23 protein-coding genes and 1 tRNA gene are annotated in these 25,655 nt (G+C 55.4%); 3 read left to right on the top strand and 21 right to left on the bottom strand.

Going from position 1 to position 25,655, the window contains the following annotated elements; genetic code table 11:
- Nucleotides 1-66: 66 nt before the first annotated feature.
- On the top strand, nucleotides 67-1,227 hold the full coding sequence (locus tag FZ041_RS11940; protein WP_149189725.1) for an FprA family A-type flavoprotein: 1,161 nt from the start codon (nucleotides 67-69) through the stop codon (nucleotides 1,225-1,227).
- A gap of 59 nt (nucleotides 1,228-1,286) precedes the next feature.
- Here the strand turns inward: FZ041_RS11940 and FZ041_RS11935 are convergent, their stop codons facing one another.
- The 14 genes from FZ041_RS11935 to ilvN form a co-directional block, all read right to left on the bottom strand.
- The gene (locus FZ041_RS11935) at nucleotides 1,287-1,727 is read right to left on the bottom strand and encodes a hypothetical protein (protein WP_149189724.1); all 441 of its coding nucleotides are present in this window, start codon (nucleotides 1,725-1,727) and stop codon (nucleotides 1,287-1,289) included.
- 97 nt (nucleotides 1,728-1,824) lie between these two features.
- The gene (locus tag FZ041_RS11930) at nucleotides 1,825-3,156 is read right to left on the bottom strand and encodes a sensor histidine kinase (protein WP_075445555.1); all 1,332 of its coding nucleotides are present in this window, start codon (nucleotides 3,154-3,156) and stop codon (nucleotides 1,825-1,827) included.
- Nucleotides 3,156-3,833, bottom strand: coding sequence for a response regulator transcription factor (locus tag FZ041_RS11925; RefSeq protein WP_075428839.1), 678 nt, complete (start codon nucleotides 3,831-3,833; stop codon nucleotides 3,156-3,158). Before FZ041_RS11925 ends, FZ041_RS11930 begins: the two co-directional genes overlap by 1 nt.
- A 119-nt stretch (nucleotides 3,834-3,952) precedes the next feature.
- Nucleotides 3,953-5,461: an IMP dehydrogenase gene (locus FZ041_RS11920; RefSeq protein ID WP_149189723.1), complete on the bottom strand. Its 1,509-nt coding sequence runs from the start codon at nucleotides 5,459-5,461 to the stop codon at nucleotides 3,953-3,955.
- A 473-nt stretch (nucleotides 5,462-5,934) separates the two neighbouring features.
- Nucleotides 5,935-6,010, bottom strand: a tRNA-Ala gene (locus tag FZ041_RS11915).
- 90 nt (nucleotides 6,011-6,100) lie between these two features.
- A complete protein-coding gene (gene rfbB, locus FZ041_RS11910; RefSeq protein WP_149189722.1) occupies nucleotides 6,101-7,144 on the bottom strand; it encodes a dTDP-glucose 4,6-dehydratase in 1,044 nt (347 codons plus the stop codon).
- A gap of 21 nt (nucleotides 7,145-7,165) precedes the next feature.
- On the bottom strand, nucleotides 7,166-7,726 hold the full coding sequence (gene rfbC, locus FZ041_RS11905; protein ID WP_149189721.1) for a dTDP-4-dehydrorhamnose 3,5-epimerase: 561 nt from the start codon (nucleotides 7,724-7,726) through the stop codon (nucleotides 7,166-7,168).
- Between the two features lie 19 nt (nucleotides 7,727-7,745).
- Nucleotides 7,746-8,618, bottom strand: a complete 873-nt coding sequence (gene rfbA / locus FZ041_RS11900) for a glucose-1-phosphate thymidylyltransferase RfbA (RefSeq protein WP_149189720.1) — start codon at nucleotides 8,616-8,618, stop codon at nucleotides 7,746-7,748.
- A gap of 83 nt (nucleotides 8,619-8,701) precedes the next feature.
- Nucleotides 8,702-10,366 carry a biosynthetic-type acetolactate synthase large subunit gene (gene ilvB / locus FZ041_RS11895; RefSeq protein WP_149189719.1) on the bottom strand — a complete coding sequence of 555 codons (1,665 nt, stop codon included), beginning with the start codon at nucleotides 10,364-10,366 and terminating at the stop codon, nucleotides 8,702-8,704.
- Between the two features lie 38 nt (nucleotides 10,367-10,404).
- Nucleotides 10,405-11,472, bottom strand: a complete 1,068-nt coding sequence (gene leuB, locus FZ041_RS11890; RefSeq protein ID WP_075445549.1) for a 3-isopropylmalate dehydrogenase — start codon at nucleotides 11,470-11,472, stop codon at nucleotides 10,405-10,407.
- 2 nt (nucleotides 11,473-11,474) lie between these two features.
- The gene (locus tag FZ041_RS11885) at nucleotides 11,475-11,963 is read right to left on the bottom strand and encodes a 3-isopropylmalate dehydratase small subunit (protein ID WP_149189718.1); all 489 of its coding nucleotides are present in this window, start codon (nucleotides 11,961-11,963) and stop codon (nucleotides 11,475-11,477) included.
- A gap of 1 nt (nucleotide 11,964) precedes the next feature.
- Nucleotides 11,965-13,227: a 3-isopropylmalate dehydratase large subunit gene (gene leuC / locus FZ041_RS11880; RefSeq protein WP_149189717.1), complete on the bottom strand. Its 1,263-nt coding sequence runs from the start codon at nucleotides 13,225-13,227 to the stop codon at nucleotides 11,965-11,967.
- Between the two features lie 90 nt (nucleotides 13,228-13,317).
- On the bottom strand, nucleotides 13,318-14,334 hold the full coding sequence (gene ilvC / locus FZ041_RS11875; protein WP_075445546.1) for a ketol-acid reductoisomerase: 1,017 nt from the start codon (nucleotides 14,332-14,334) through the stop codon (nucleotides 13,318-13,320).
- Nucleotides 14,315-14,845, bottom strand: a complete 531-nt coding sequence (gene ilvN / locus FZ041_RS11870) for an acetolactate synthase small subunit (RefSeq protein ID WP_075445545.1) — start codon at nucleotides 14,843-14,845, stop codon at nucleotides 14,315-14,317. Before ilvN ends, ilvC begins: the two co-directional genes overlap by 20 nt.
- Nucleotides 14,846-15,214: 369 nt before the next feature.
- Here ilvN and mutY point away from each other — a divergent pair, with 369 nt between their 5' ends.
- Complete coding sequence (gene mutY / locus FZ041_RS11865; protein ID WP_149189716.1) at nucleotides 15,215-16,309, top strand: A/G-specific adenine glycosylase; 1,095 nt, start codon at nucleotides 15,215-15,217, stop codon at nucleotides 16,307-16,309.
- 122 nt (nucleotides 16,310-16,431) lie between these two features.
- Nucleotides 16,432-18,495, top strand: a complete 2,064-nt coding sequence (locus FZ041_RS14910) for a methyl-accepting chemotaxis protein (protein ID WP_304621482.1) — start codon at nucleotides 16,432-16,434, stop codon at nucleotides 18,493-18,495.
- Nucleotides 18,496-18,576: 81 nt separating this feature from the next.
- On the opposite strand, the gene FZ041_RS11855 is transcribed toward FZ041_RS14910, so the two are convergent.
- The 7 genes from FZ041_RS11855 to galU form a co-directional block, all read right to left on the bottom strand.
- On the bottom strand, nucleotides 18,577-20,679 hold the full coding sequence (locus FZ041_RS11855) for a heavy metal translocating P-type ATPase (protein ID WP_255449390.1): 2,103 nt from the start codon (nucleotides 20,677-20,679) through the stop codon (nucleotides 18,577-18,579).
- The gene (locus FZ041_RS11850) at nucleotides 20,676-21,284 is read right to left on the bottom strand and encodes an HMA2 domain-containing protein (RefSeq protein ID WP_075445542.1); all 609 of its coding nucleotides are present in this window, start codon (nucleotides 21,282-21,284) and stop codon (nucleotides 20,676-20,678) included. The genes FZ041_RS11855 and FZ041_RS11850 overlap by 4 nt, the downstream gene beginning before the upstream one ends.
- Before the next feature lies 1 nt (nucleotide 21,285).
- Nucleotides 21,286-21,585 (bottom strand): HMA2 domain-containing protein, encoded by a 300-nt coding sequence (locus FZ041_RS11845; RefSeq protein ID WP_075445541.1) that lies wholly within the window; start codon nucleotides 21,583-21,585, stop codon nucleotides 21,286-21,288.
- Between the two features lie 84 nt (nucleotides 21,586-21,669).
- Nucleotides 21,670-21,876, bottom strand: coding sequence for a 50S ribosomal protein L9 (locus FZ041_RS11840; RefSeq protein WP_075445540.1), 207 nt, complete (start codon nucleotides 21,874-21,876; stop codon nucleotides 21,670-21,672).
- A gap of 155 nt (nucleotides 21,877-22,031) precedes the next feature.
- Nucleotides 22,032-23,339 carry a DUF445 domain-containing protein gene (locus FZ041_RS11835; RefSeq protein ID WP_149189714.1) on the bottom strand — a complete coding sequence of 436 codons (1,308 nt, stop codon included), beginning with the start codon at nucleotides 23,337-23,339 and terminating at the stop codon, nucleotides 22,032-22,034.
- A complete protein-coding gene (locus FZ041_RS11830) occupies nucleotides 23,336-24,574 on the bottom strand; it encodes a DUF445 domain-containing protein (RefSeq protein ID WP_149189713.1) in 1,239 nt (412 codons plus the stop codon). Before FZ041_RS11830 ends, FZ041_RS11835 begins: the two co-directional genes overlap by 4 nt.
- A 10-nt stretch (nucleotides 24,575-24,584) precedes the next feature.
- The gene (galU, locus tag FZ041_RS11825) at nucleotides 24,585-25,460 is read right to left on the bottom strand and encodes a UTP--glucose-1-phosphate uridylyltransferase GalU (protein ID WP_149189712.1); all 876 of its coding nucleotides are present in this window, start codon (nucleotides 25,458-25,460) and stop codon (nucleotides 24,585-24,587) included.
- Nucleotides 25,461-25,655: the final 195 nt, after the last annotated feature.

Genomic DNA, 25,655 nt, shown 5'->3' with positions numbered 1-25,655 from the left:
GGGAATCCCTGCCATATTGCAGAATACTTTCCTATAAAAATACGACTTGAAAGCGAGGCCTACGTCATGCAAGCAGTTGAAATCCGTAAAGACATCTACTGGGTCGGCGCCATCGACTGGTCCATGCGCAGTTTCCATGGCTACCAGACGGGACGCGGCACCACCTATAACGCATATCTGATCCTCGACGAGAAGATCACGCTCATCGATACGGTCAAAGAAACCTTTGCCGCCGAGCTGCTCGCGCGTATCTCCTCCGTCATCGATCCCGCCCGGATCGACTACATCATCTCCAGCCATGTCGAGCCCGATCACTCCGGGGCCATCCCGTTCATGATGGAGCATTGTCCCAACGCCAAGATCATCACGAGCCTGCCCAATGGGCTGAAGGGACTCACCGCCCGCTACGGCGATCTCCCCTATGAGGGCGTCAACGCCAACGACACCATCAATATCGGCAGCCGCACCTTGCAGTTCGTTCCGACACCGATGCTTCATTGGCCGGACAGCATGGTCACCTACTGCCCCGAGGAGAAGATCCTGTTCTCCAACGATGCCTTTGGCGAGCACCTCGCCTCCTCCCAGCGCTTCGACGACGAAAACGATCTGCCGACCGTGCTCTGGGAAGCCAAGAAATACTACGCCAACATCCTGATGCTCTACGGCCGCCAGGCTCAAGCAGCCTTCCAAGCACTCAACGGGCTCAAGATCAACATGATCGCCACAGGACACGGCATCATCTGGCGCTCCCACATCGACGATATCCTCGCCTGCTATCAGAAATGGGCCGCTTGTGCCGTCGAGGAGCGCGCCGTCGTCGTCTTCGACAGCATGTGGCACTCGACGGAGACCATCGCCCGCACGATTGCTGAGGCCTTCGAGCAGCGCGGCATCCCCTGCGCCTACTACGACATCAAGGAGAATCACCTCTCCGATATCATGACCGATATCATGACGGCCAAATACCTTGCCGTCGGCTCACCGACCATCAACAATCAGATGCTGCCGACGATTGCCAGCTTCCTCTGCTATCTCAAGGGACTTTCCCCGAAGCGTCATCAGGGATTCGCCTTCGGCTCCTACGGCTGGGGCGGGCAGAGCATCATGCAGGTCGAGGAAGAACTCAAAGCCGCCGGCATCGAGATCATCCTCGACAAGATCCGCATCGCCAATGTCCCGACTGCCGAGCAGCTCCAAGCCATCACGCAGAGCATCCAGACTCTATGAGCAGATATACGAAAAAGCCGCGTCCGTACGAATACGGCGCGGCTTTTTCATGCCCTGCATCACTTGATTACCTTGAAGGTCTTTAGGAGTTCCCTCTTCTCGTCCTCCGTCATGGCCGAGCGCTTGTTTTCGCCCTCTACCATTTTCAGGCAGGCCTTTTTCTGCTCCTGCTTTCGTTCCTGGCCGAGAGAAACCGTGCGAATATGCTTATCGTCGTGGAGGAGCTCCAGCATATTGAGCTTTTCCAGCAGGTCCTTCAGATAGCCCTTCGCACGAGCTTTGCGTATCTGACCGGCGAGCTGCACAGCCGCTTGGTCTTGCAGTTCGAGAAGGCTCCCACGCTCCAACGTAGAAGCATCCATGAACTTGCCCAAACCAATGCGGTTCAGATAAGATGTCAGGTTTCCCCGGAAATAGGCCAGCCGCATCCTTTCTTGAAGGCGGATGGCTGCCCGGACAAGGATTCCATCAAGGCGTTCATCAAAACTTGCATGTTTCATGAAAACACCTCCGTGATGAAAACTTGCTCATATATAGGGAGTATTCGCCCCTTGCTCATATATCTCCTGCTAAAAATATCAACTTTACAATTTTTTCTTATGCAGTCGGTACCGGTGTGCTCTTGCCGACAGCCTTTGTCTTCATCTTAAGCGTGACCAGGAAGGTCGTCCCCTTGCCAAGCTCACTTTCGATCTGGATCGTGCCCTTGTGCAGCTCGACGATTTCCTGTGCGATGGCCAGCCCCAAGCCATTGCCGCCCATCTCACGCGAGCGGGCCTTATCGACGCGGTAGAACCGGTCAAAGACTTTCTCCTGATCCTCCGGCGAGATGCCGATACCTGTATCCGATACAGCCAGGCAGACCTTGCCCTTCTCCGCCTTGCGGAACTCCACCGTCACCTTGCCGCCCTCGGGGGTATACTTGACCGCATTGTCCACGAGGATCAGCACGAGCTGGCGGATCTTCTGCTCATCGGCATGGATGATCGCCTTAGGCAAGCAGTCGGCCACCAGCGTGATTTTTTTCTGCTCTGCCAGCGGCTGCATGAGACGCGCCGTCTGCGCTGCCACGGCACCGAGATCGAATTTCGACGGCTTGAGCTTCAATGCCTTGTTGTCACTGCGCGCGACCACCAGCAGGTCGCTGACGAGCTTCGTCATCTTCTTGACTTCGTCACGCACATCTTCGATGACCTGCTTGAGAAACGGCGACTTGATGGACGGATCATTCTGCAGGAGATCGGCCGAAGCCATGACGACGGCCAGCGGCGTTCGCAGCTCATGGCTGGCATCCGCTGCGAACTGTCGCTGCTTCTCATAGGCCGACTTGAGCGGTACCATGGCCTTGCCCGAAAGCAGGTGACCGACAATGGTGGCGATGATAAGGGCCAGCAGACCTAAAGCTGCCATGATGGACGTGGCCTTCTCCATACCATTGTAGAGCGCCGTGACATCCTTGCCGACATAGACCACCTGCGGTGCCATGCCCGGCTCGCGGATCTTCTGCATCGTCATCATGATTTTGGTCTTATGGCCGTTCTCCCGCGGCTTGGTCACGACAGTGACTTCGCCCTCCGCCCCATTCCACTGGTTCATGACATCGAGGATGAAAGGCTCGATGCGGAACGAAGCCCGGGCAAAATTCAGCAGCCGGCCATCGCTGTCGAAGACATAGAAGAACAAGCGGTCATTCGTGCTCTTATAGGCCACCGTATCATCGATGACCAGCTCCGGATGCTGGTTCAGATAGCGCTGTGCCTCGGACACGTTGTCTGCGGTATCCCAGAGCTCCCGCGCCTGCTCAGAGCGGATGGACCACTCCATCGACTGATGCATCGCAAAGATCAGCACCGCCAAGAAGATGATCATGACCAGCGAATAAAGCATCGTCAGCTTGCGGCGGCTTTGCCCGAAAAGGTTCTCTGCCATTATTTATGGGCCTCCAGCTTATAGCCGACCCCGCGGACGGTCTTGATGATCGTATCACCGTCGCCCAGATCGAGCTTCTTGCGCAAAATCTTCATATACGAATCGATGTTGTTCGAGCTGACATCCGACTCCAGACCCCAGATGCGGTCGAGGATGATGTCACGCGGCACGACGATACCGATATTCTGCGCCAGCAGATCGAAGATCTGGAACTCACGCGGCGACAGCTGGATGACATCGTCCTTTTTCTTGAGGACCTTCGCCGTGCGGTTCAACGTGAAATCACCGACCTCGACGACATCCTGCTGGATCTTCTGCGTGCTGCGGCGCCCCAACGCGCGCAGGCGGGCCAGAAGCTCCGCAAACTCGAACGGCTTCACGAGATAATCATCCGCCCCGGCATCCAGCCCCGTCACCCGATCCTCGACCGAATCGCGCGCCGTCAGCATCAGGATAGCTTTCTCATAGCCCTCGCGGCGCAAGCGGCTGCAGGCATCCACGCCCGTTTCGCCCGGCATCATCCAATCCAGCACCAAAATGTCATAGTCCGTATACATGGCATATTCATAGATATCGCTGCCATTGGTCACCCACTCGACCTGGATATCATTCTGCTCCAGCATGTATTTCGTCAGCTTGCCCAGCCGTTTGTCATCCTCTGCTAAAAGTACGCGCATCGTAACGCCTCCTAAAAGTTTCTATCTGTTATTATTATACGCTTATTATATTGAAATTCCACTGAAAAGAAAAAGCCATCCCCGCAAAACGGGAATGGCTTCGATCTCTTATTCGCTTATCAGTCGCGGCCCAGACGATCTCTGAGGATGACGTCGTGGGAACCACCCTCGACAATACTCGTAGCCGATACCAACGTGAGTTTTGCCTTGTCGCGGAACTCCGGCAGGCTCAGCGAACCGCAGTTGCACATGGTGCTGCGGATCTTGGCGAGCGTCGTCTGCACATTGTCCTTGAGCGGACCAGCGTACGGGACATAGGAGTCAACGCCTTCCTCGAAGGACAGCTTGCGCGCACCGCCGAGGTCATAGCGCATCCAGTTGCGGGCGCGGTTGGAACCCTCGCCCCAGTACTCCTTATAGTACGTGCCGTTGACCTTGACCTTGTCCGTCGGGCTCTCGTCGAAACGGGAGAAGTAACGGCCGAGCATCAGGAAGTCTGCGCCCATAGCCAGTGCCAGCGTCATATGGTAATCATGGACGATACCACCATCGGAGCATACCGGGATATAGATGCCCGTCTCCTCATAGTAACGGTCACGCTCAGCGCAGACATCGATAAGGGCCGTAGCCTGGCCGCGGCCGATGCCTTTCGTCTCACGCGTGATGCAGATAGAACCGCCGCCGATACCGACCTTGATGAAGTCTGCACCAGCCTCCGCGAGGAAGCGGAAGCCTTCGGCATCGACAACGTTGCCGGCACCGACCTTGACATCCTCACCGAAGTTCTCATGGATGTACTTCAGCGTGATGCGCTGCCACTCAGAGAAGCCCTCCGAGGAGTCAATGCAGAGGACATCGGCACCAGCCTTCAAGAGGGCCGGAACACGCTCGGCGTAGTCACGCGTGTTGATACCAGCGCCGACGATATAGCGCTTGTTCTTGTCGATGAGCTGGAGCTCATGCTCCTTGTTATCCGTATAATCTTTGCGGAACACCATGTAACGCAGGTGCTGGTTCTTGTCGACGATCGGCAGCATGTTGAGCTTGTTTTCCCAGATCATGTCGTTAGCCTGATTGATCGTCGTGACTTCCTCAGCCTTGGCATAGATGAGGTTCTCGAACGGCGTCATGAACTCTTTGGCCTGCGTGTCCAGCGACATGCGGGAAACGCGATAGTCACGGCTCGTGACGATGCCCAAGAGCTTGCCATCCGGCGTGCCGTCTTCGGTAACAGCCATCGTCGAATGGCTCGTTTTCTGCAGAAGATCAAGAATCTCACCAAGGGTCGTGGTCGGTTTGATGTTGGAATCGGAGCTGACAAAACCAGACTTATAGTTCTTGACGCGAGCGACCATAGCAGCCTCTTCCTCGATCGTCTGAGAACCATAGATGAAGGACACGCCACCCTCCTGAGCGAGCGCGATTGCCATCTTGTCGTTCGAAACTGCCTGCATGATGGCCGAAGTCATCGGAATGTTCATGGAGATTTTCGGCTCCTCACCCTTCTTGAACTTCACCAGCGGAGTTTTAAGCGATACATTGTTCGGAATGCATTTGTCCGAGGAATAGCCCGGAACAAGCAGATACTCGCCAAAAGTGTGTGATGGTTCTTCAAAATAGAATGCCAACGTAACCCCTTCTTTCTTGATACTTTAGAAACTACCTACGCAATAGTACACGGTGTCTGTGTATATTGTTATATATGTTAATATACTTGCGAATACATGTCAATCTCAAACTAAAGTTCGCTTTACAATGTTACACTTCTGTGTTTTATCAGCCCAACATAACAAAAGCAGCCGGACTTTTCATCTACCATCCAGCTGCTAATCGTCAATATTCTGTTTTGTCGTCTCCATTCGTTTACCTTTGGGTAGCGTTCTTACGGGCCCATCGGACTCCCCTCCTTTGTAGACCTTCTCCTCTCCAGGAATCTGATTTTCCGTTGGCTAGCTATTACCTTTTCAGAAGTATCAGTTCCTTTGACTTGCCTATATTATAGCGCACAGTTATCATAATGTCAATAATTTTCAAACTATTTGCAGGAATTTTCCTCACATAACAAAAAAGAACCCAACTTCCGTTAGGTTCTGTCATTTCATGGTGGAGACAAGGAGGATCGAACTCCTGACCTCTTGAATGCCATTCAAGCGCTCTCCCAGCTGAGCTATGCCCCCACATTATTCAGTTGCCGGAAGCTTTGTGCCGCCAACATGTAATATTATAAAGGGGCTGCCCCCTTGTGTCAACCCCTTTTTTCATATTTTTTAGATTTTCGAGAATTCTAAGGACGAACGACTGCCATACATGCTCTCGTAGTAGTTCTGATAATCCCCGCTGATGATATTCTCCCACCAGCCGCGATTGTCCAGATACCATTGGACCGTTTCCTTGATGCCATCCTCGAAACGCGTCGTCGGTTCCCAACCGAGCTGCTCGCGGATCTTGGTCGGATCGATGGCATAACGGCGGTCGTGGCCCTTGCGGTCCGTGACAAACTCGATGCTCTCCTCGCCCTTGCCGAGCTCACGCAGGATCGTCTTGACCACATCGATATTCGCCCGCTCATTGTGGCCGCCGATATTGTAGACTTCGCCGACCTTGCCCTTCTGCAGGATAAGGTCGATTGCTGCGCAGTGGTCCTTGACGAAGAGCCAGTCACGCACATTGAGACCATCGCCATAGACCGGCAGCTTCTTGCCCGCCAAAGCATTGATGATCATGAGCGGGATGAGCTTCTCCGGGAAATGATAGGGGCCATAGTTGTTCGAGCAGCGCGAGATCGTGACGGGGATCTTGTAGGTGCGATGGTAAGCCTGCACCAGAAGGTCAGCACCAGCCTTCGATGAAGAATAGGGGCTCGACGTATGGAGCGGCGTCGTCTCCGTAAAGAACAGATCCGGCCGGTCAAGCGGCAGATCGCCATAGACCTCATCGGTCGATACCTGATGATAACGGTCGATGCCATACTTGCGGCAAGCATCGAGCAGGACGCTCGTACCGATGATATTCGTCTGCAGGAAGATCTCCGGATTCTCGATCGAGCGGTCAACATGCGACTCAGCGGCAAAATTCACGATGACATCGGGCTTCTCCGTCTCAAACATCTTATAGACCTGCTGACGGTCAGCGATGTCACCACGGATGAACTTGAAGTTCTCCTTCGTCATGGCTTTTTCCAGCGTCGCCATATTGCCGGCATATGTCAGCTTATCATAGCAGATGATCTTGTCACTCGGATGCTGCTTGAGCATGTAGTATACGAAATTCGCACCAATGAAACCAGCACCGCCGGTTACAACTATATTCATATCGTGATTCCCCCTTGGAAGTTATTCCCCATAGACAAAGTTAAGATCCGTGCGCTCTTTGAGCAGAGGTGCTAGCTGATCCTTCTCCGACAGGATGACCGGCTCGATTGGCCACTCAACACCGATGTCGGGATCATTCCAGCGGATGTTGCCATCACATTCCGGCGCATAATAATTATCCGCCTTATACTGCACCTCAACATCATCAGTCAGCGTGATGAAGCCATGCGCAAAGCCGCGCGGGATAAAGAGCTGCTTCTTGTTCTCAGCCGAAAGCTCCACGCCGACCCACTGGCCATACTGCGGCGAGCCTTTGCGGATATCAACGGCCACATCAAAGATCCTGCCGCGCGTGCAGCGTAAAAGCTTGGCCTGGCACTTAGGATTCAGCTGATAATGCAGACCGCGCAGCGTCCCCTTCTGCGCCGAGAAGGACTGGTTATCCTGCACGAAATCCACCTTTATGCCTGCCTCTTCCATCTTGCGCTGCGACCAGCTCTCCATGAACCAGCCACGCGCATCGCCAAAGACCTGCGGCTCCAGGACAAATACACCCTTCAATCTTGTTTCTGTTGCTTTCATTGCTATCTCTCTAACTCCATCATTCATTCAACATATTGATCAGATACTTGCCATATTCGTTCTTCAGCAGTGGCTGCGCCAACTTCTCGACCTGTGCTGCATCGATATAGCCCATGCGATAGGCGATCTCCTCGATGCAGGCGATCTTGAGCCCCTGGCGCGCCTGGATCGTGCGCACAAAAGCTCCGGCATCCAGGAGTGACTCATGCGTACCCGTATCCAGCCAGGCATAGCCGCGGCGCATCTTCTCAACCTTAAGCGTGCCGCGTTCCAGATACACCTTGTTGACATCGGTGATTTCCAGCTCGCCGCGCGGCGACGGCTTGATGCTCTTGGCGATATCCACGATATCCTTGTCGTAGAAGTACAGCCCCGTGACGGCATAGTTGGATTTCGGTGCAGCCGGTTTCTCCTCCAGGCTGAGTGCCTTGCCCGCCTTGTCAAACTCGACCACGCCATAGCGCTCCGGATCGGAGACATAGTAGGCAAACACCGTCGCCCCCGTATCAAGCTGCGCCGCCCGCTGCATGGCCTGCGCGAGATCTGAACCGTAGAAGATATTGTCGCCGAGCACCAAAGCACAGGCCTCGCCGCCAATAAACTGCTCGCCGATCAGGAAGGCCTGGGCCAATCCATCCGGACTTGGCTGCACCGCATAGGAAATGCTGATGCCCAGCTGGCTGCCGTCACCCAAAAGGCGTGCGAAGAGTTCCCTATCCTCCGGCGTCGTGATGATCAGGATATCATTGATTCCCGCCAGCATCAGCGTGCTCAGCGGATAGTAGATCATCGGTTTATCGTATACCGGCATAAGCTGCTTCGAGACAACTTTCGTCAGGGGATAAAGTCGTGTTCCCGAGCCGCCTGCCAGAATAATTCCCTTTTTAACCAAAAGAAAAACACCCCCGGTAATTTTGTCGTATCTATATAAGTATACAACAAACAGAGATGTTTTTCCTTCTTTTTATATAGACATCACTTGAAATCCACGAATTCATCGATGCGGGCGCCGCCTTTTATCATCGGCTCGACAAAGCTGCGCCAGACATTGAGCACGATGACCCTTGGATGGTCTTTGTCTGCCAGTGCATGCTGCAAGGCCGCAGCGAACTCCTCCTGCGTGGACACTGTCTCGGCCTCGATGCCGAAACTCTTGGCATAGGCTGCATAGTCCATCGGATAGTCAAACTCGCAGGCGATATAGCGCTCTTTGTACATGACTTTCTGCAGCTGACGGATCATGCCCAGACTCGTATTGTTGACGATAAGCGATACAATGGGCAGCTGCAGGCGCGCAATCGTATAGAACTCATTGCCCGTCATCTTGATGCCGCCGTCGCCTGCAACATGGACAACACGGCGCGTATCACCATAGGCCAGCTGGGCTCCCATCGCCGCTGGCAAGCCAAAGCCCATCGTCCCCAAACCGCCTGAGGTCAGCCAGGTACGCGGCTCCTCGACATGCAGATGCAATGCCGCCCACATCTGATGCTGGCCCACATCGGTGGCAAAAGCAAAGGGCTTGCCCTTCGTCATGAGCGCCACCTGATGCATCGCCCAGGGAACGGTCAAGCGGTTCTGGTGGTAGTCGTATTCGTACGTCTCACGCCAGGCATGGATCTTCTCCCACCATTCAGCCAGGTCACCATTGGGTTCATGCTTCATCAGCAGGGCAAGGATCGACTTCATATCCCCAGCCAGCCCCAATGAATTGCCGATATTCTTGTCAATCTCAGCAGGATCGATATCGATATGGATGAACTTCGTATCCTGCGTGTATTTCTTGACATTGCCCGTCTGGCGGTCGCCGAAGCGGCTGCCGATGGCCACGACAAGATCTGCGGCGGCGATCGCATGATTGGCAGCCTTCTCGCCATGCATCCCGGCAAAGCCCAAGGACTGGGGATGCGAGCGCGGGATTGCGCCCAGTCCCATCAGCGTATGCGCCACCGGCAGATGGTACTTCTCCACAAACGCCATCACTTCGGCCGAGGCTCCGGCTGAGACCACACCGCCGCCCACGATCGCCACCGGCTGCTTGGCCGTAGCGATTTCCCGGGCTGCCTCAGCTGCACAGATCAGGAAATCCGCATCCGGCTTGCCAGCAGGCTTTGTTTCAGCCGCCAGCGGCTCGTAGTCTACCTCTGCAAAGAACAGATCCCGCGGCACATCGACAAGCACGGGGCCTGGCCGCCCCTTGCGCGCCAGCCGGAAGGCCTCACGGATCGTCGGCACGAGCTGCCGGGCATCCTTGACCTTATAGTTATGCTTCGTGATGGGCATCGTGACATCGAGGATATCGGTCTCCTGGAAAGCATCTCTGCCCAAGAGGGCCGTGTCCACCTGTCCTGTGATCGCCACGATAGGAATCGAGTCCATGAACGCCGTCGCGATCCCCGTAACCAGATTCGTGGCCCCCGGCCCCGAAGTCGCGATGCAGACCCCGACCTTCCCCGACGCCCGCGCATAACCATCGGCTGCATGCGCAGCGTTCTGCTCATGCGTCACGAGCACCTGGTGGATCTCTTTGTCATCGTAAAATGCGTCATACAGCGGCAGGATCATGCCGCCTGGATAGCCGAATACGGTATCAACGCCCTGCTCCTTGAGGCAGGCCGCTACTGCTTGTGCTCCCTTCAAACGATCGCCTCCTAACAGCCTACCCCCATGAGGAAGACTCAAATCCGCTGACAAATCAGCCGTGTAATCTCTTCGGTATTGGCCTTCGAAAATCCTTCTTTCCAGAGATCCGGCGTGCGATATCCATCCGCCAGCGTCTTGTCCACCGCTTTTTCGATGGCTTTGGCCGCCTCTTCCTCATGCAGCGAATAGCGCAGCAGCATCGCTGCTGACAGGATCGTCCCCATCGGGTTGGCGATGCCCTTGCCGGCGATGTCGGGAGCACTGCCGTGAATCGGCTCATAGAGACTCGTGCAGGTGCCGATAGACGCCGACGGCATCATGCCGATCGAACCACCGACAACAGCCGCCTCATCAGACAGGATATCGCCAAACAGGTTGCCCGTCACGATGACATCGAACTGCGTCGGGCGGATAGCCAGCTGCATGGCACAGTTGTCGACGTAGAGGTTGTTGAGCTCAACCTCCTGATGCTCCTCAGCCACTTTAGCCACTGTACGGCGCCAGAGACGCGACGTCGCCAGCACATTGGCCTTGTCGACCGACGTGACCTTGCCACGGCGCAGCTTGGCCGTCGCAAAGGCGAGCTTGGCGATGCGCTCGACTTCAGGGACGGAATAGTTCTCCAGATCCCAAGCCCGCTCAGTGCCATCATGCTGCTCCGACTCACATTTCTCGCCGAAATAGATGCCGCCGACCAGTTCGCGCACGATAACAAGATCCACACCACGAACGAGCTCTGGCTTGAGGGGCGAGTAATCCACCAAGGCATCGGCCACCTTGACCGGACGCAGATTCGCATAAAGATCCAGATTCTTGCGCAGGCCCAGGATGGCCTTTTCGGGACGCAGTGCCGGATCGACATCATCCCATTTATCGCCGCCCACAGCACCAAACAGCACGGCGTCCGACGCCTTGCAGGCATCGATGGTCGACTGGGGCAGCGGAGTGCCGAACTTATCATAGGCCGTGCCGCCCGCATCGTGATACTCATACGCGAGGCCCAGCCCGAATTTTCCATCCACCGTCTTGAGGACCTCGACCGCAGCATCGGTGATCTCCTTGCCGATGCCGTCGCCAGGGATTACAGTAATCTTATATGACATGATCAGTTCTTCTCCTTGATGTAGTTGATAAGGCCGCCTGCCTTGGCAATATCCTGGATGAAGCCCGGCAGCGGGTTCGCATGGAAGACATCGCCCGTCGTCAGGTTTTCGATGACGCCGGTCGCAGTATCAACGCGCAGTTCATCGCTGGCCTTGATCTTCTCCACATCGTCGCCGATCTCTAACAGGGGCAAGCCGATATTGATGCCATTGCGGTAGAAGATGCGGGCAAAGCTCGCAGCAATGACGACAGGCACCCCCGAAGCCTTGATGGCTACCGGCGCATGCTCGCGCGAGGAGCCGCAGCCGAAGTTCTTGCCGCCGACCATGATATCACCAGCCTTGACATTCTGGGCAAAGCTCTCGTCGATATCGACCATGCAGTGGCTGGCCAATTCTTTCGGGTCGAATGTATTCAGATAACGCGCGGGGATGATGACATCCGTATCGATATTATCTCCATAGCGCCAAACTTTTCCTGCTAACTTCATCTCACTTTACCTCCTCTGCCGTGGCAATGCGTCCCAGGATCGCACTGGCTGCTGCAACGTGCGGACCAGCCAGATATACTTCGCTGTCGACATGGCCCATACGGCCGCGGAAATTGCGGTTCGTCGTCGATACGCACTTCTCGCCGGCTGCCATGATGCCCATATAGCCGCCAAGGCACGGGCCACAGGTCGGCGTCGAGACCGCACAGCCCGCATCGATGAACGCATCGATATAGCCGCGCTTCATGGACTCTTTATAGATGGCGGGACTCCCGGGGATGATGATGCAGCGGACATGGTCAGCGACCTTGTGCCCCTTGAGGATCTCCGCAGCGATCTCCATATCCTCCAGACGGCCATTCGTGCAAGAGCCGATGATGACCTGGTCGATGGCAATCGGCTCCTCGATGTCAGCCACAGCCTTCGTATTGCCCGGCAGATGCGGGAATGCTACCACTGGTTTCAGTTCATCGAGATTGATCTCGACTGTCTGGACATACTGCGCATCTTCGTCTGCGGCCACCGGTTCATAGGCTTTTTTGACCCGGCCCTCGACATATTCCTTCGTGACCTCATCGAACGGGAAGATACCATTCTTAGCACCAGCCTCGATGGCCATGTTGGCAATCGTCAGGCGGTCGGTCATCGTGAGTTCCTTCACGCCTGGACCAGCGAACTCCAGCGACTTATAAAGCGCACCATCGACGCCAATCCTGCCGATGAGCGTCAGGATGACATCCTTGCCGTTCGTACCTGCCGGCTTCCTGCCCGTAAGATTCACCTTGATGGCCTCCGGCACCTTGAACCAGGCCTCCCCCGTAGCCATAGCCGCACCGAGGTCAGTCGAGCCCACCCCCGTCGCAAAGCCATTGACTGCTCCGTAGGTACAGGTATGGGAATCGGCGCCGATTGTCAGCATACCGGGGCCGACAATGCCCAGCTCTGGCAGGATGACATGCTCGATGCCCACACGGCCCTGCTCAAAGTAATTGACGATCTTCCATTTGTGCGCAAAATCGCGGACAGCCTTGCCAAGCTCAGCTGACTTGATATCCTTGGCCGGCTGAAAGTGATCCGGTACCAAGGCAATCTTCTCCCGATCGAACACGGGACGGCCGATCTCCTCGAATTTCTTTATCGATGGCGGCGCCGTGATATCATTGGCCAGCACCATATCCAGCTTGCAGTTGATCAGCTGGCCGGCCTTGACCGATTCCACACCCGCATGACGGGCTAGGATTTTTTCGCTCATATTCATGCCCATTTGTTGCCCTCCTAGTTTGTGATTCGAATAAAGCCCTCCCCGGTGGGGGGAAGGCTTCATGAAAAGTTCTATATTCTGCTTCGTCAGCGCTTAGTCTTTGGACAGGTCAGCAGCATCGCGCAGCCACGGCATCATGTTGCGCAGCTCTGCACCGACCTTCTCGATCTGATGCTCAGCATGGAGACGGCGCTGTGCATGGAAGTTTGCACGGCCAGCAGCACGGTTCTCCAAGAGCCAGTTGCGAGCAAACGTGCCGTCCTGGATTTCCTTCAGGACTTTCTTCATCTCTTTCTTCGTCTCCTCGGTAATGATGCGCGGGCCTACCATGTAGTCACCATACTCAGCCGTATCGGAGATGGATTTGCGCATCTTCGTGAAGCCGCCCTCATAGCAGAGGTCAACGATGAGCTTCATCTCATGGAAGCACTCGAAGTATGCCATCTCAGGCGGATAGCCTGCCTCGACCAGCACCTCGAAGCCCGTCTGCATCAGCTGGCAGACACCGCCGCAGAGGACAGCCTGCTCACCGAAGAGGTCTTCCTCCGTCTCATCACGGAACGTCGTCTGCAGGACACCGGAACGCGTAGCGCCAAGGCCTTTGGCATAAGCCAGTGCGATATCGAAGCATTTGCCCGATGCATCCTGATGGACAGCAAACACAGCCGGAACACCAGAGCCCTCCGTGTACGTGCGGCGTACGAGATGGCCCGGGCCTTTCGGAGCGACCATGAATACGTCGACATCAGCCGGCGGAACGATCTGCTGATAATGGATATTGAAGCCGTGAGCAAAGGCGAGAGCACTACCGGATTTGAGGTTCGGGGCAATCTCATTCTTGTAGACATCAGACTGTTTCTCGTCCGGAATCAGGACCATCGTAATGTCAGCCTCTTTGACTGCCTCCGCGACGTTCTTGACCGTCAGGCCATGTTCCTCGGCAACTTTCTTGGACTTGGAGCCTTCATAGAGACCGACCACAACGTCAACGCCGCTTTCCTTGAGGTTCAAGGCATGTGCATGTCCCTGGCTGCCATAGCCAATGATAGCAACTTTTTTGCCGTTCAGAACTTCCCAGTTGACATCCTGATCATAATAAGTTTTTGCCATAGTACTCTCTCTCCTCACAATGTTCATAAATAGTATGTTCACCGCGCTCCAATGCGATAAGGCCGGTACGGATGACCTCGGCGATGCCGTAAGGCTTGACGAGCTTCAAAAAAGCTGTCACCTTGTCATCGCTGCCCGTTATCTCGAAGACGAGAGTAGACGATTCCACATCCACCACATGAGCCCGGAAGAGCTCGGCCATCTTCAAGACATCCAGCCGGTTCGTATCATCCGATCTGACTTTGATCAGCGTCATACCGCGGCACACAGCATTTTTTTCATCCAGGCGCTGCACGGCCTGAACCACCGGCATCTTCTCAAGCTGCTTGATCATCTGCTCAATAAGATTCTCATCCCCCTGCACTACTACGGTAATGCGCGAGTATTCCGGCCGCTCGGTCACACCTACCGACAGACTGTCGATATTGAATTCCCGTCTGGAAAACATACTTACAACCCGGACCAGCACACCAGTCTGATTCTCAACAAACACAGACAAGACATGTTTCATGCCGCTATCCCCTTTCTCCCTACCGCAGAGAGCCTGCGATACGGCTGTTTGAATATGTAATGTTGTAAAGTATGTATACATTATTGCGCCGATGGACTTTTTTGTCAATAGAAAAATGTAACATTTTTGTATTTAATTAAAGATTTTTGCTACTATATTCCTCTCTAAAAATACAATTTAGGGCCATATCGCTTGATTTTTATGACTATTGTCCTCGTAATGCGGAGTCAAAGTTATATTCCTTACATTTTCTTAAATTATTCTGCTATTTGATAATATTTTGTCTTTTTTCTTGCTCATGGCGTTCTCCGCTGCGATATGCTAGAATAATCCGCATCACATCCGATCGTGTCAAAGGAGAATCTTGCATTGAAACCAGCACTTACGCTCAACCACGCCGATATATTGCCCGGCATCATCCAGCCGCTGCTTACCTGGTACAAAGGGCAGGCCAGCGACCGCCAGCTCCCCTGGCGGCTTTCCCCGACGCCATATCACACCTGGCTGTCAGAGATCATGCTGCAGCAGACGCGTGCAGCTGCGGTCATCCCCTACTATGAACGCTTCCTTGCCGCCCTGCCGGACATCGCCGCCCTCGCAGCCGCCGATGATGAAATGCTCATGAAGCTCTGGCAAGGGCTTGGCTACTACTCCCGGGCCCGCAATCTCAAGAAAGCTGCCCAGGTCATCGTCGCTGAGCACGGCGGCAGACTGCCCCAGGAGCATAAGGCCCTGCTTGCCCTGCCGGGCATCGGACGCTATACAGCCAGTGCCATCGGCTCCATCGCCTGGGGCAAGCCCTGGCCAGCCGTCGACGGCAACGTCCTGCGCGTCATTATGCGCGTCCTCGCCTGCTCCGAAGACATCATGGCCGCCCGCACGCGGACGGCTGTCGAAAAGGCGCTGGCCCCTCATTATCCCACCGGCTCAGACGCCAGCGCCCTCAACCAAGCCTTTATGGATCTTGGTGCGACGGTCTGCCTGCCCCACGGCACACCGCATTGCCCCGCCTGCCCGCTCCAGCAGCTCTGTCTTGCCCACGACAACGGACAGGAACAAAAGTACCCTGTCAAGGCAGCCGCTAAACCTCGGCGTCAGGAGGATCGCACCATCCTGCTGCTACACCAGGGATCAGCCTATGCCCTGCACCAGCGGCCAGCCAAAGGACTGCTAGCAGGACTATGGGAATTTCCCAATCTGCCTGGCAGGCTCTCCCAGCAGGATATCGAAGCCTGGCTGCAATGCCATGGCTATCGAGCCAGCCAAATCAAGCCACTGCCCGCTGCCCGCCACATATTCTCGCATGTCGAATGGCATTTGTCCGGATGGGATATACAATTACAAGCAGACTGCCTCCAGACAGCAGAATGCCCCGCATCGCTTCGCTGGGCCTCAGCAGCTGAAATTTCCAATACGTATAGCATCCCTTCTGCCTTCACCTATTATCTCCCGTATATAAAATAAACGTCTTCTGTTGCAGGATTTTCACTTTCCATGCCGAAACTAAATATAAAGATAGTCTATGTGCCCGTCCACATCAAGTGTCAACATGTAACGACTGTCATAAAACAAAGAGGTGTTTAGAAATGATCAATCTTTTTTCTTCGGGCATGAAGAAAGCCGAAGCTGCGAGTCCCGCAGCTTCCCATGCAACCCCATCCATCCCTGCTGTCTCCACCCAGCAGGACATTAAGACCGCCTATCTCGGTAAGAATGATCTTACCGCAGTACGTCTTAAGGATTTAGCCGATGTCGCCGAGGGCTGTGCCCTGATCATGGGCTTTGTCTCGCCAGACCTCAGCATCCCGGAAGTCGCGCAAACAATCAAACGTGAAGTCCCCTCCACGACCAAGGTCATCCTCATGACGACTTCCGGTGAGCTCTGCCGTCCGCAGGGCAGCCGCTCGCTCTACTGTGAGGCACCGGATGGCCGCGCCAAAGTTTTGCTGCAGGCGTTCTCCAATCGCATGATCGAATCGCTGCATATCATGAGCATCCCGCTGCCGAATGATGACCTGCGCCGCGGTTCTGTCGAGATGACTGTCAACGACCGCGTCGCCGCCATCCGCCGCGAAATCGACAAGCTGCCGACGCCGTTCCGTCTCAGCGTTGCCCATTCCTTTGCCATGGTCTACATCGACGGTGCTTCAGCCTGCGAGACCTTTGTCCTGCAAGCATTGTTCGAGTCCGGCAAATTCCCGATTCCATTTATCGGCGGCAGCGCAGCTGGCGACATGACCTTTACCCATACTTACATTTATGATGACAAGCAGTGCCTTGAGAACCACGCGGTCATCACGCTGGTCCGTCTCAAGAAAGCCTATCGCTATGGCATCTTCAAATCGCAGGCTGTCGAGCGCACCGGCGACGTCTTCACAGTTGGCAGCGCCAATACAGCCCTGCGCTATATCGAGACCGTCGAGGGGCCAAACGGCGAGCCTGTTTCTTTCATCGAAGCACTCAAAGACCATTTCGGCGTCAGCAGCACCCAGGAACTGCAGACGAAGCTGCAAGGCTATACCTTTGCCACCGATGTCAACGGCGAAGACTTCATCCGTACGATTTCCGGCATCGATGATGTCAATGACCGCATCAGTTTCTTCTGCGATGTCGTAACCGGCGAAAAACTTTACCTGCTAAAACGCCAGCCGCTCGAAACCACGCTTTCCCGCGATTTGCGCGCGTATACCAGCAACAAGCCCAAGGCTATCGGCGCAATCCTCAATGACTGTATCCTGCGCCGTCTCGGCTATCCCGAGGAAGTCAAGCATATGGACTTCTTCGACGATGTGCCTGTCGCTGGTTTCTCGAGCTTCGGCGAAATCGCCGGCCTGCATGTCAATGAGACGCTGACTGCTATCTGCTTCTACCATGTGCCCGAAGGACAGTCATTCTCAGACGCATATGTCGATAATTTCGCCCGCAGCTATTCTGACTGCAATGCGTTCTTCTTCAAACGCATCATCGACCGTCAGAAACATACCGAGGTGCTCAAAGACAACCTCATCAATATGTTCAAAGATTATCAGGCGAAGATGCCCGGCATCGTCCAGACCATCATGCGCATGTCCGGCGATGTCGATCTCATCCAGGAAGCCATCAAGCAGCTCTCCAACGGTATCGATGAGCAGAATGGTCTCTTCAATCAGCTGACGGAGCGCAATCGCGAAATCACGCCAAAACTCGACATGCTCTCCCAAAGCACGCAGAAAATCGACGATGTCATGAAGATGATCAACGAGATTGCCGCCCAGACCAACCTGCTGGCTCTCAATGCCGCCATCGAAGCAGCCCGTGCCGGCGAGGCAGGCCGCGGCTTCTCAGTCGTCGCGCAGGAAGTCCGCAAGCTCTCAGAGAATACGCAGACCAGCCTGCATACTTCCGATGAGGCCATCAAAGTGCTGCTGCACGACGTCGCCGAAATCGACAATATCCTCTCAGCCAACAAGGACTTCGAGGATAAGATCAACGAGTTCGATGAACACTTTGCAACGGAAATGAAGAATCTCCACAAGAGTCTCAACGAAGGTGTTACACACATCCAGAAATCCACGCAGTCCATCAAAGCCCTTGAAGTCATCAACGAGCGCACAGCTGCCGAGATGGACAAGCTCACGACCATTATCCACAATATCGAAATGGGTATCTGACTTCCCGTTTCCATAAAAAAAGCGCTGAAAAAGCCTGCGGCAAGCAAACCGCAGGCTTTTTTCAGCGCTCTTTTTCTATTTTCAGGCACGCCGATGACGTGGCAAAAATTCCCTTTTGGCCGGACGCAGGATACGGCAGCTATTGAGCACAACTGCCAGCGTTGCCGTGTTGTGAATGGCTGCTGCCCAGACAGGATTGATGCGTCCGAGCGCTCCGAGCAGCATAGCCGCCGAGTTGACCAGGATGGTCGCCATGAAGTTCTGCTGCACCAGCGACATCGTCCGACGCCCCAGCTGCAATGCCTCCATAAGACGGCGCGGATCCTCCGAGTGGATCGTGACCGCCGAGGATTCGGCAGCGATATCCGTCTGCCGGCCTCCCAGCGAGACGCCGACATCAGCGAAGGCCAGCGCCGGCGCATCATTGATGCCATCGCCCACCATCATGACCGTGCCACGCTGCTTGAGCTTATTGACATAGTCGGATTTATCCTCGGGCAGGATCTCCGCATAGTACGAGTCAATGCCCATCTTGGCAGCGACCTCAGCCGCCACTGGCTTGGAGTCGCCCGTCAGCATGACGATCTCATCGATGCCATAGCGGCGCATCTGATTGAGCGTCTTCTTCATAGCCGGACGGATGGGGTCCTCGATGCCGATAACGCCGAGCAGACGATCATCGCAGGCAACATACAAGAGATTCTTGCTCGTCAATCCCAAGGCCAGCTGCTCCGTATCTTCAATGCCGTTTTCCATCAGGAACTTGCGGCTGCCAACGCGGACAAAACCACCCTTGCTATCCGCAAAGGCTGGTACAACAGCTTCCATGCCACGCGCAACGATGGTTTTCGTCGACTTGTGGTGCGGCGTCTGCCAGCCCTTTTCCTTGACATATTTCTGGATAGCTACAGCCAGCGGATGCACCGAGTGCTGCTCTGCCGATGCCGCGAGCAGGATAACTTCCTTTTCTTTGACATCATGTGCCGTCTTGACAAAGGAAATCTGCGGAATACCGACCGTCAATGTACCGGTCTTATCGAGCACCACCGTATCCGTCTCAGCCAGCGACTCAATGTAGTTGCCGCCCTTGACGAGAATACCGCGTTTGGCCGCTGCCCCGATAGCCGCTGAGATTGCCGTAGCTGTCGAAAGCTTCAAGCCGCAGGAGAAATCGATGAACAGCAGGTTCAGCACCCGCTGCCAGTCGCGCGTAGCGCCATAGACCACAGCAGCACCGATAAACGATACCGGCACGAGCAGATTGGCCATCTGATCTGCGAAATTCTGCACGGGTGCCTTACGCGTCTGGGCCTCCTCGACGAGATGCACGATATGCGCCAGCGACGTATCCTTGCCGACCTTTTCGACAGCAATCGTCAAGCTGCCTGCCTCAACGACACTGCCCGCATAGACCGGTGATTTCACTTTTTTCATCGCCGGATTCGACTCACCTGTGATCGACGACTGATTGACCGCTGCATTGCCATCGAGCACACGTCCATCAACGACAATCTTCTCACCTGTGTGTACAGAAATCACATCACCGACCTTAACCTGCTCGACCGGGATCTTGCGCTCGACATCGCCTTCTACGAGCCAGACATAGTGCTGATCCAACGACAATAGCCCCGAAATATGCGTCCGGGCACGCTCAGCAGCATAGCTTGTAAGCATTTCCGCACCATTGGACAGCGCGAGCAAAGTGAGGCTCGACTCTGGTTTGCCAGCCAGCACCGAGGCAATGACTGCTGTCGCCGTCAGCGTATCGGCATTTGGCTGCCGATCCTTGACCATGCCAGCGATACCATTGCGGATAAAGTTGCGCGCAATGCCAAGCACCAGCAGGCTGCGCAAAGCCTTCATGCTCAGGAACAGCTGCGGCGATGTCCGCTTGAGAATTTCCATGGCAGCAAAGCTGGCCAGCGAGAACAAGGCCTCACGCTGATACTCCTTGAGCAAATCGGCCGGTTTTCTTGCTGCCTCATGCGCGTCCTCGACTGCAGCGATTGCCAGCTGCTGGATGGCACGATACGGCAGGATGCCGCGATACCAGAGCTGGATGCGCTGCTCTCCCACGGACACCGCCTTTACCTGACGGAAGCTGCGGATACGCGCAGCCAGCAGCACGCGCTGCTCACGGCTCAGCCGTGCCTGCAGATTGATATAGCAGCTTTGGTACGTCATACCGTCCGCCATCCTCTCATCAGCGCCAGGGCCCACCAGAGCATCTGCGCTCCCGATGGATACGTCTTCGTAAGCAGCATCTTACGCAAACCACGCAGGGCAAAAATACACGAAGCCAGTGAACTGATGTCGAAAATGCCCGACGTATGCGCCTTGATCCAGGCACTGAAGGCCCGCGCCATATTGCGCACACTGCGCGTCAGGCTGCCAGCATGGGCCTCAGCAGCTGCTGCACTCTCCTCAATCTCCTGCACCTCAGTCTTAGCCTGCGGGCGCGTAAAGACATAACGCTCGAGCCAAAGTGCCAGCGCATCCATCTTGCGCTCATCAGCAGGATCATAGGTGAACAGCAGGCTGCCGCTCGTGCTGTTCGCCGCAAAGGACGTCAAAAATGCCAGCTGGCTGAGCTTTTCCTCCAGCAGAGCCGCAAGCTCAGGTGCAAGCACAGCAGCACGATAACGGCGGCGTCCCGGCACAGCCGCGACCAAGGCCAGCGGTGCTGTCTGCACGGCAGGCTTTGCCGGCATCGGCGCCTCACCCGTAAACATCTGACGGATGTTGTTGCCAATGGCCGCTCCCATCATAAATCCCGATACAATCGACATGTCATTTCCTCCTTGCATGTGTCATGATATATTGTTCTACCTTGCAGAGTTCCGCATTCCTGCGCAGCCGCTCTGGCTGGTACTGGATCAGTATCGAGCCAGTGACCGTACTCGTCTCTACCTTATCGATTTCGGCAAACGCCCCGAGCTGCGTCCGGACCTGCTGCTCCAGGCCCGGATTATCCACGAGATTCCGGCTGTGCAAGCGCACCCTGCCCGGAATGTAAGCCGAAATCTCCACCGAACGGATGAAGATATCCAGCGAATTCGTCGGTATCTGCAAACTGTCAAATATACTCAAAACCTAACCTCTTTCTGCCTCGTGCTCCCCGTTTACACAAAGAGACTGCCAATGCTGGCAGTCTCCATTTCCTAAAAGGAAAAATCAGTTCTTTTTGGCTTCCTGAGCAGCGATGAGATCCTCAAGCTCCTCTTTCTGACGCTGAAGCTCAGCCAGCGGCAGCTCACCTGCCGGTGCAGCCTGCTGGAAAGCAGCCATCTGCTGCTGACGCTCCTGCATGAAACGATAGCCGAATACACCAGCAACCGCACCTACTGCAAGGCCGATCCAAAAATCCGTTTTCTGAAACATAACTCTTCCTCCTCAAACATAATCGCTTTTGACACGAAACAGCTTCATTTCGCGTATTATGTGTAAATCAGGCAAATCCCTGACATAACAACCGTCTTTATTATATAGCCATGGATAATGATTGTCAATGGCAATAATGCCCGCAAACCTATATTTCACGGGGCACAGAGGGCCATCAGCCCATAGAGCACCAGTCCGATTCCCGCCCCGACAATCGAGCCGTTCATGCGGATCCACAGAAGATCCGGCTCCACCTTGTCATAGACCAGATGATTGAGCTGTTCATCAGTCAGCCGCGACAGGACATTCGTGACGATGACGCCGACGAGCGTCTGGGCATGCAAAGCCGTGCGGGCAATCAGATCATAGATGAACTGCCCCACCGTATGGCGAAGCTCCTCATCCGTCTCAACCAGCTGCAGCATGCGCCGGTACTCCGCCCGCAGGATTTCCTCCAGCCGTGTCCGCAGCGCCGGCATATGCTCGGCCAGCGGATCGACATGGCGCGCCTTGTCCTCAGCGAAATGACGATGCAGATGGTCCAGCGTGCGGAATACCGCCTCCTCCAGCGGCAGATCCTTGACCAGACGATCTTTGAGCTCATGGACCAGACGATGGAACGAGGGCTCCTGATTGAGATCGACGGCCTTTTCATAGAACAGCTGGAGCATCTCGCGCTGCAGCTCCGAATCCTTCTGCGCCAGGTCGTCGAGCATGGCCAGGATCTGCTGCTGCACAAGTCCTGCAGCCTCCTCGTAGTTGACGAGATCTACGGCCCGGGCCAGCCCCATCAGGAACGCGCCGAGGGAATTATCCTGCACCTTTTCCTCGCCGAAACGCTCAAACATAGCCGCCAAAGCCTTGCGTGTATCATCGCCATCCACGCGCCCGCGGATATACACGGCCACACGGCTCAAGAAATCCTTATCCTTGCCCGTCTGCCGCAGCCAGCCACCCCAAAGCGCAAAGAAGGGCTCCGGCTCAAGGGCATCCAGCGTACCGCGGAATCTGTCTGCGATCACCTTTGCCTGCGCCCGCGCATCCTGCTTCAAGAGAAAATCGCGGGCAAAATGAACGAGGCGCAGAACCAGCCGGTTCTCCGTCTCCGGCTCTGCCAGCCAGCCGAGCAGCATCGGCATGATATGCAGGCGCTCCAGATGCCGGAACACCTTGCGCCGTGAGAAGAACTCCTTCTGCACCATCGTCACCGAGGCCTGGATGAACGCCTGCCGGCGCCGCGGCAGGATGGCCGTATGATACGGGAAGCCGAGTGGCTTGCGGAAGATCGCCGTCACGGCAAACCAGTCCGCGATGCCGCCGACCAGCGCTGCCTCTGCACAGAACAAGAAGGCATCGGCGGCAGCCTTGTCCGGATACTGGAGATGCAGCACCAGTGCCACAAAGAAGATCAGCAAAGCCAGGAGAAGTGTCTTATCGGCCTTGTTCCAATCCGGCCACCTCATAGCCCCCACATCCTTTCCAGCACCATGACCACCAGATACAACCCCATGCCGACCAGCGAACCGACCAGCGAGCCATTGATGCGGATCATCTGCAAGTCATCCTGCACTTTGGTTTCAACGAACTCCACCAGCTCATCATCGGAGAACTCCGCGAGCCGTTCGCGGATGATCCCCGGAATCAGGTCATGATGCTTGGTCAGCTCGTCTTCGACAAACTGCTTGACGAACTGGTCGAAACGCCGCTGCCATGGTTCCGAATGCATGAAGTCATCGATGCGCGCATCGATGAATCCATGCACCTGCGGCAGCCAAAAGGGATCCTCTCCCTTGAGATTCACCTCCAGCCAGCGCGCCAGCCCGGACTCGATATCAAACTGTTCCAGCAGCTGCTCCTTGCGTTCCTGCAGGATAGCCCGCAGCCGCGTATCCTGGCTCAGCGCCCGCAGCATGGTTTCCAGTCCCGCTTTGACGCTGGCATAGCTTTCCGTCGGCTCGGCCAGCATCGTCCGCAGCTGTCGCTTCGCCCGCTCCAGCAGCATCGACAGGATACGTTCGTCCGTGATGCCCAGCGAAGCCAGCACAAAGGCCCGGCCAGCTGAATCCTTCTCATACTGCTGGCGCAGGCTCGTGATGCGCGCCAGCAGCACCTGCTGCAGCGGCTCAGAGGCCAGCAGCCGCTGGCTGATGGCCAGCAGGCTTTCCAGTATCCGCACCGAATGCTCCTCCTCGGCCATCATCTTCAGCAGATCCGCCAGGACATCCTCCAAGGCAAACGACTGCAGGCCCTCGTGGATGGCTGGCGACAGCTCCGCCGCCACCGCAGCCGTATCAATATCGGCCACGCCCCGCAGGAGTGCTGCCTCCACCACCTCATGCACGCGCTCCCGGCCACCGCGGTACGCAAGATACTCGACGAGCAGCCGTGCCGTATCCTGCCCCTCTATGACCCGCATGATATTCTCCGTGCTCAACAGGTCATCGCTGGCAAACGTCACGATAGCGTCCATGATGCGCGGGCGGTTACGGCGCAGGATATCCGTACGGTAGGATATGCCGAGTGGTTTATGGAAGATAGCTGTCACGGCAAACCAGTCGGCCAGGCCGCCAATCGTCGCGGCCAAAAATCCGTGATGCAAAAGACCTGGCAAAAAGCCAGTGCCGCCGGCTGCCATCGTCCCGATGAAACCGGCGGCACTGATGCCTAAAGCCAGATTGGCTTTATTCTTTGTCTGCAAAAGTCACACCTCAGATTCTCTTCACAAGATCCTGCAGATATTCCTTGAACGGCGCGCCCAGATCGTCACGGCGCAGGGCATACTCGACCGTTGCCTTAAGGAACCCGAGCTTATCGCCTACATCGTAGCGTATGCCCTCGAAATCATAGGCATAGACTGCATCCTCGCTGGCCAGCACTTTGAGGGCATCGGTCAGCTGGACCTCCCCGCCTTTGCCCGGCTTCGTATGCTCAAGGATCTCAAAGATCTGTGGCTTGATGATATAGCGGCCCAATACGGCCATGCGGCTGGGCGCATCTTCCCGGGCAGGTTTCTCCACCATGTCCGTTACCTTCATCAAGCGGTCATCATCCGTCTGGCTGCCAGCTACGATACCATAAGCGGAGACCTTCTCCTCCGGCACATTCTGGCAGCCAAGCACCGAACCGCCCGTTGCCTCATAGACATCCATGAGCTGGCGCAGCGCCGGCCTGTCCGGATTGTAGACCACATCGTCGCCGAGAAGTACCGCAAACGGCTCATCGCCCATGAACGATTTCGCACACAGGATGGCATCGCCCAGACCGCGCATGTAGCGCTGACGGATATAATGGATGTTGATGTCAGCCGTCTCCTGCACCTTCTCCAACAGATCCAATTTCCCCTTTTTGCGCAGCTCTGCCTCCAGTGCCGGCGCTCCATCAAAATGGTCTTCGATAGCTCTTTTCCCGTGCCCGCTGATAATCAGGATGTCTTCGATACCACTGGCCATCGCCTCTTCCACGATATACTGGATGGTCGGTTTATCGACGATGGGCAGCATTTCCTTCGGCGTCGCCTTCGTGGCTGGCAGGAAACGCGTGCCATACCCCGCCGCCGGGATCACTGCTTTTCTGATTTTCTGCATACTGATAATCCCCTTATAAGTAAAATGTCCTAGTTTTCTTATATTATACATGAACCGCAAAAATCCTGCCACTTTCCGCCCGCAACGAAAAATAAAACAAAAAACACACCGTTTCTACTACAAAGGAGGTTCACTGGCTTTCCAGCCAGCAAACCTCCTTCACGATAAATTCCATCTTTACCATCATAATTAATA

Origin of the sequence: Pseudoselenomonas caprae (assembly GCF_008271345.1) — a bacterium.
GTDB lineage: Bacteria > Bacillota > Negativicutes > Selenomonadales > Selenomonadaceae > Selenomonas_A > Selenomonas_A caprae.
The sequence above is the reverse complement of the archived record's forward strand: the minus strand, read 5'-3'. Positions and strand labels throughout refer to the sequence as shown.

Excerpts from the sequence above, each read along its gene's own strand:
- FZ041_RS11940 (WP_149189725.1), top strand. The coding sequence starts at position 67 with ATGCAAGCAGTTGAAATCCGTAAAGACATCTACTGGGTCGGCGCCATC.
- FZ041_RS11935 (WP_149189724.1), bottom strand. The coding sequence starts at position 1,727 with ATGAAACATGCAAGTTTTGATGAACGCCTTGATGGAATCCTTGTCCGG.
- FZ041_RS11930 (WP_075445555.1), bottom strand. The coding sequence starts at position 3,156 with ATGGCAGAGAACCTTTTCGGGCAAAGCCGCCGCAAGCTGACGATGCTT.
- FZ041_RS11925 (WP_075428839.1), bottom strand. The coding sequence starts at position 3,833 with ATGCGCGTACTTTTAGCAGAGGATGACAAACGGCTGGGCAAGCTGACG.
- rfbB (WP_149189722.1), bottom strand. The coding sequence starts at position 7,144 with ATGAATATAGTTGTAACCGGCGGTGCTGGTTTCATTGGTGCGAATTTC.
- rfbC (WP_149189721.1), bottom strand. The coding sequence starts at position 7,726 with ATGAAAGCAACAGAAACAAGATTGAAGGGTGTATTTGTCCTGGAGCCG.
- leuB (WP_075445549.1), bottom strand. The coding sequence starts at position 11,472 with ATGTCATATAAGATTACTGTAATCCCTGGCGACGGCATCGGCAAGGAG.
- FZ041_RS11885 (WP_149189718.1), bottom strand. The coding sequence starts at position 11,963 with ATGAAGTTAGCAGGAAAAGTTTGGCGCTATGGAGATAATATCGATACG.
- leuC (WP_149189717.1), bottom strand. The coding sequence starts at position 13,227 with ATGGGCATGAATATGAGCGAAAAAATCCTAGCCCGTCATGCGGGTGTG.
- ilvC (WP_075445546.1), bottom strand. The coding sequence starts at position 14,334 with ATGGCAAAAACTTATTATGATCAGGATGTCAACTGGGAAGTTCTGAAC.
- ilvN (WP_075445545.1), bottom strand. The coding sequence starts at position 14,845 with ATGAAACATGTCTTGTCTGTGTTTGTTGAGAATCAGACTGGTGTGCTG.
- FZ041_RS14910 (WP_304621482.1), top strand. The coding sequence starts at position 16,432 with ATGATCAATCTTTTTTCTTCGGGCATGAAGAAAGCCGAAGCTGCGAGT.
- FZ041_RS11855 (WP_255449390.1), bottom strand. The coding sequence starts at position 20,679 with ATGACGTACCAAAGCTGCTATATCAATCTGCAGGCACGGCTGAGCCGT.
- FZ041_RS11850 (WP_075445542.1), bottom strand. The coding sequence starts at position 21,284 with ATGTCGATTGTATCGGGATTTATGATGGGAGCGGCCATTGGCAACAAC.
- FZ041_RS11840 (WP_075445540.1), bottom strand. The coding sequence starts at position 21,876 with ATGTTTCAGAAAACGGATTTTTGGATCGGCCTTGCAGTAGGTGCGGTT.
- FZ041_RS11835 (WP_149189714.1), bottom strand. The coding sequence starts at position 23,339 with ATGAGGTGGCCGGATTGGAACAAGGCCGATAAGACACTTCTCCTGGCT.
- galU (WP_149189712.1), bottom strand. The coding sequence starts at position 25,460 with ATGCAGAAAATCAGAAAAGCAGTGATCCCGGCGGCGGGGTATGGCACG.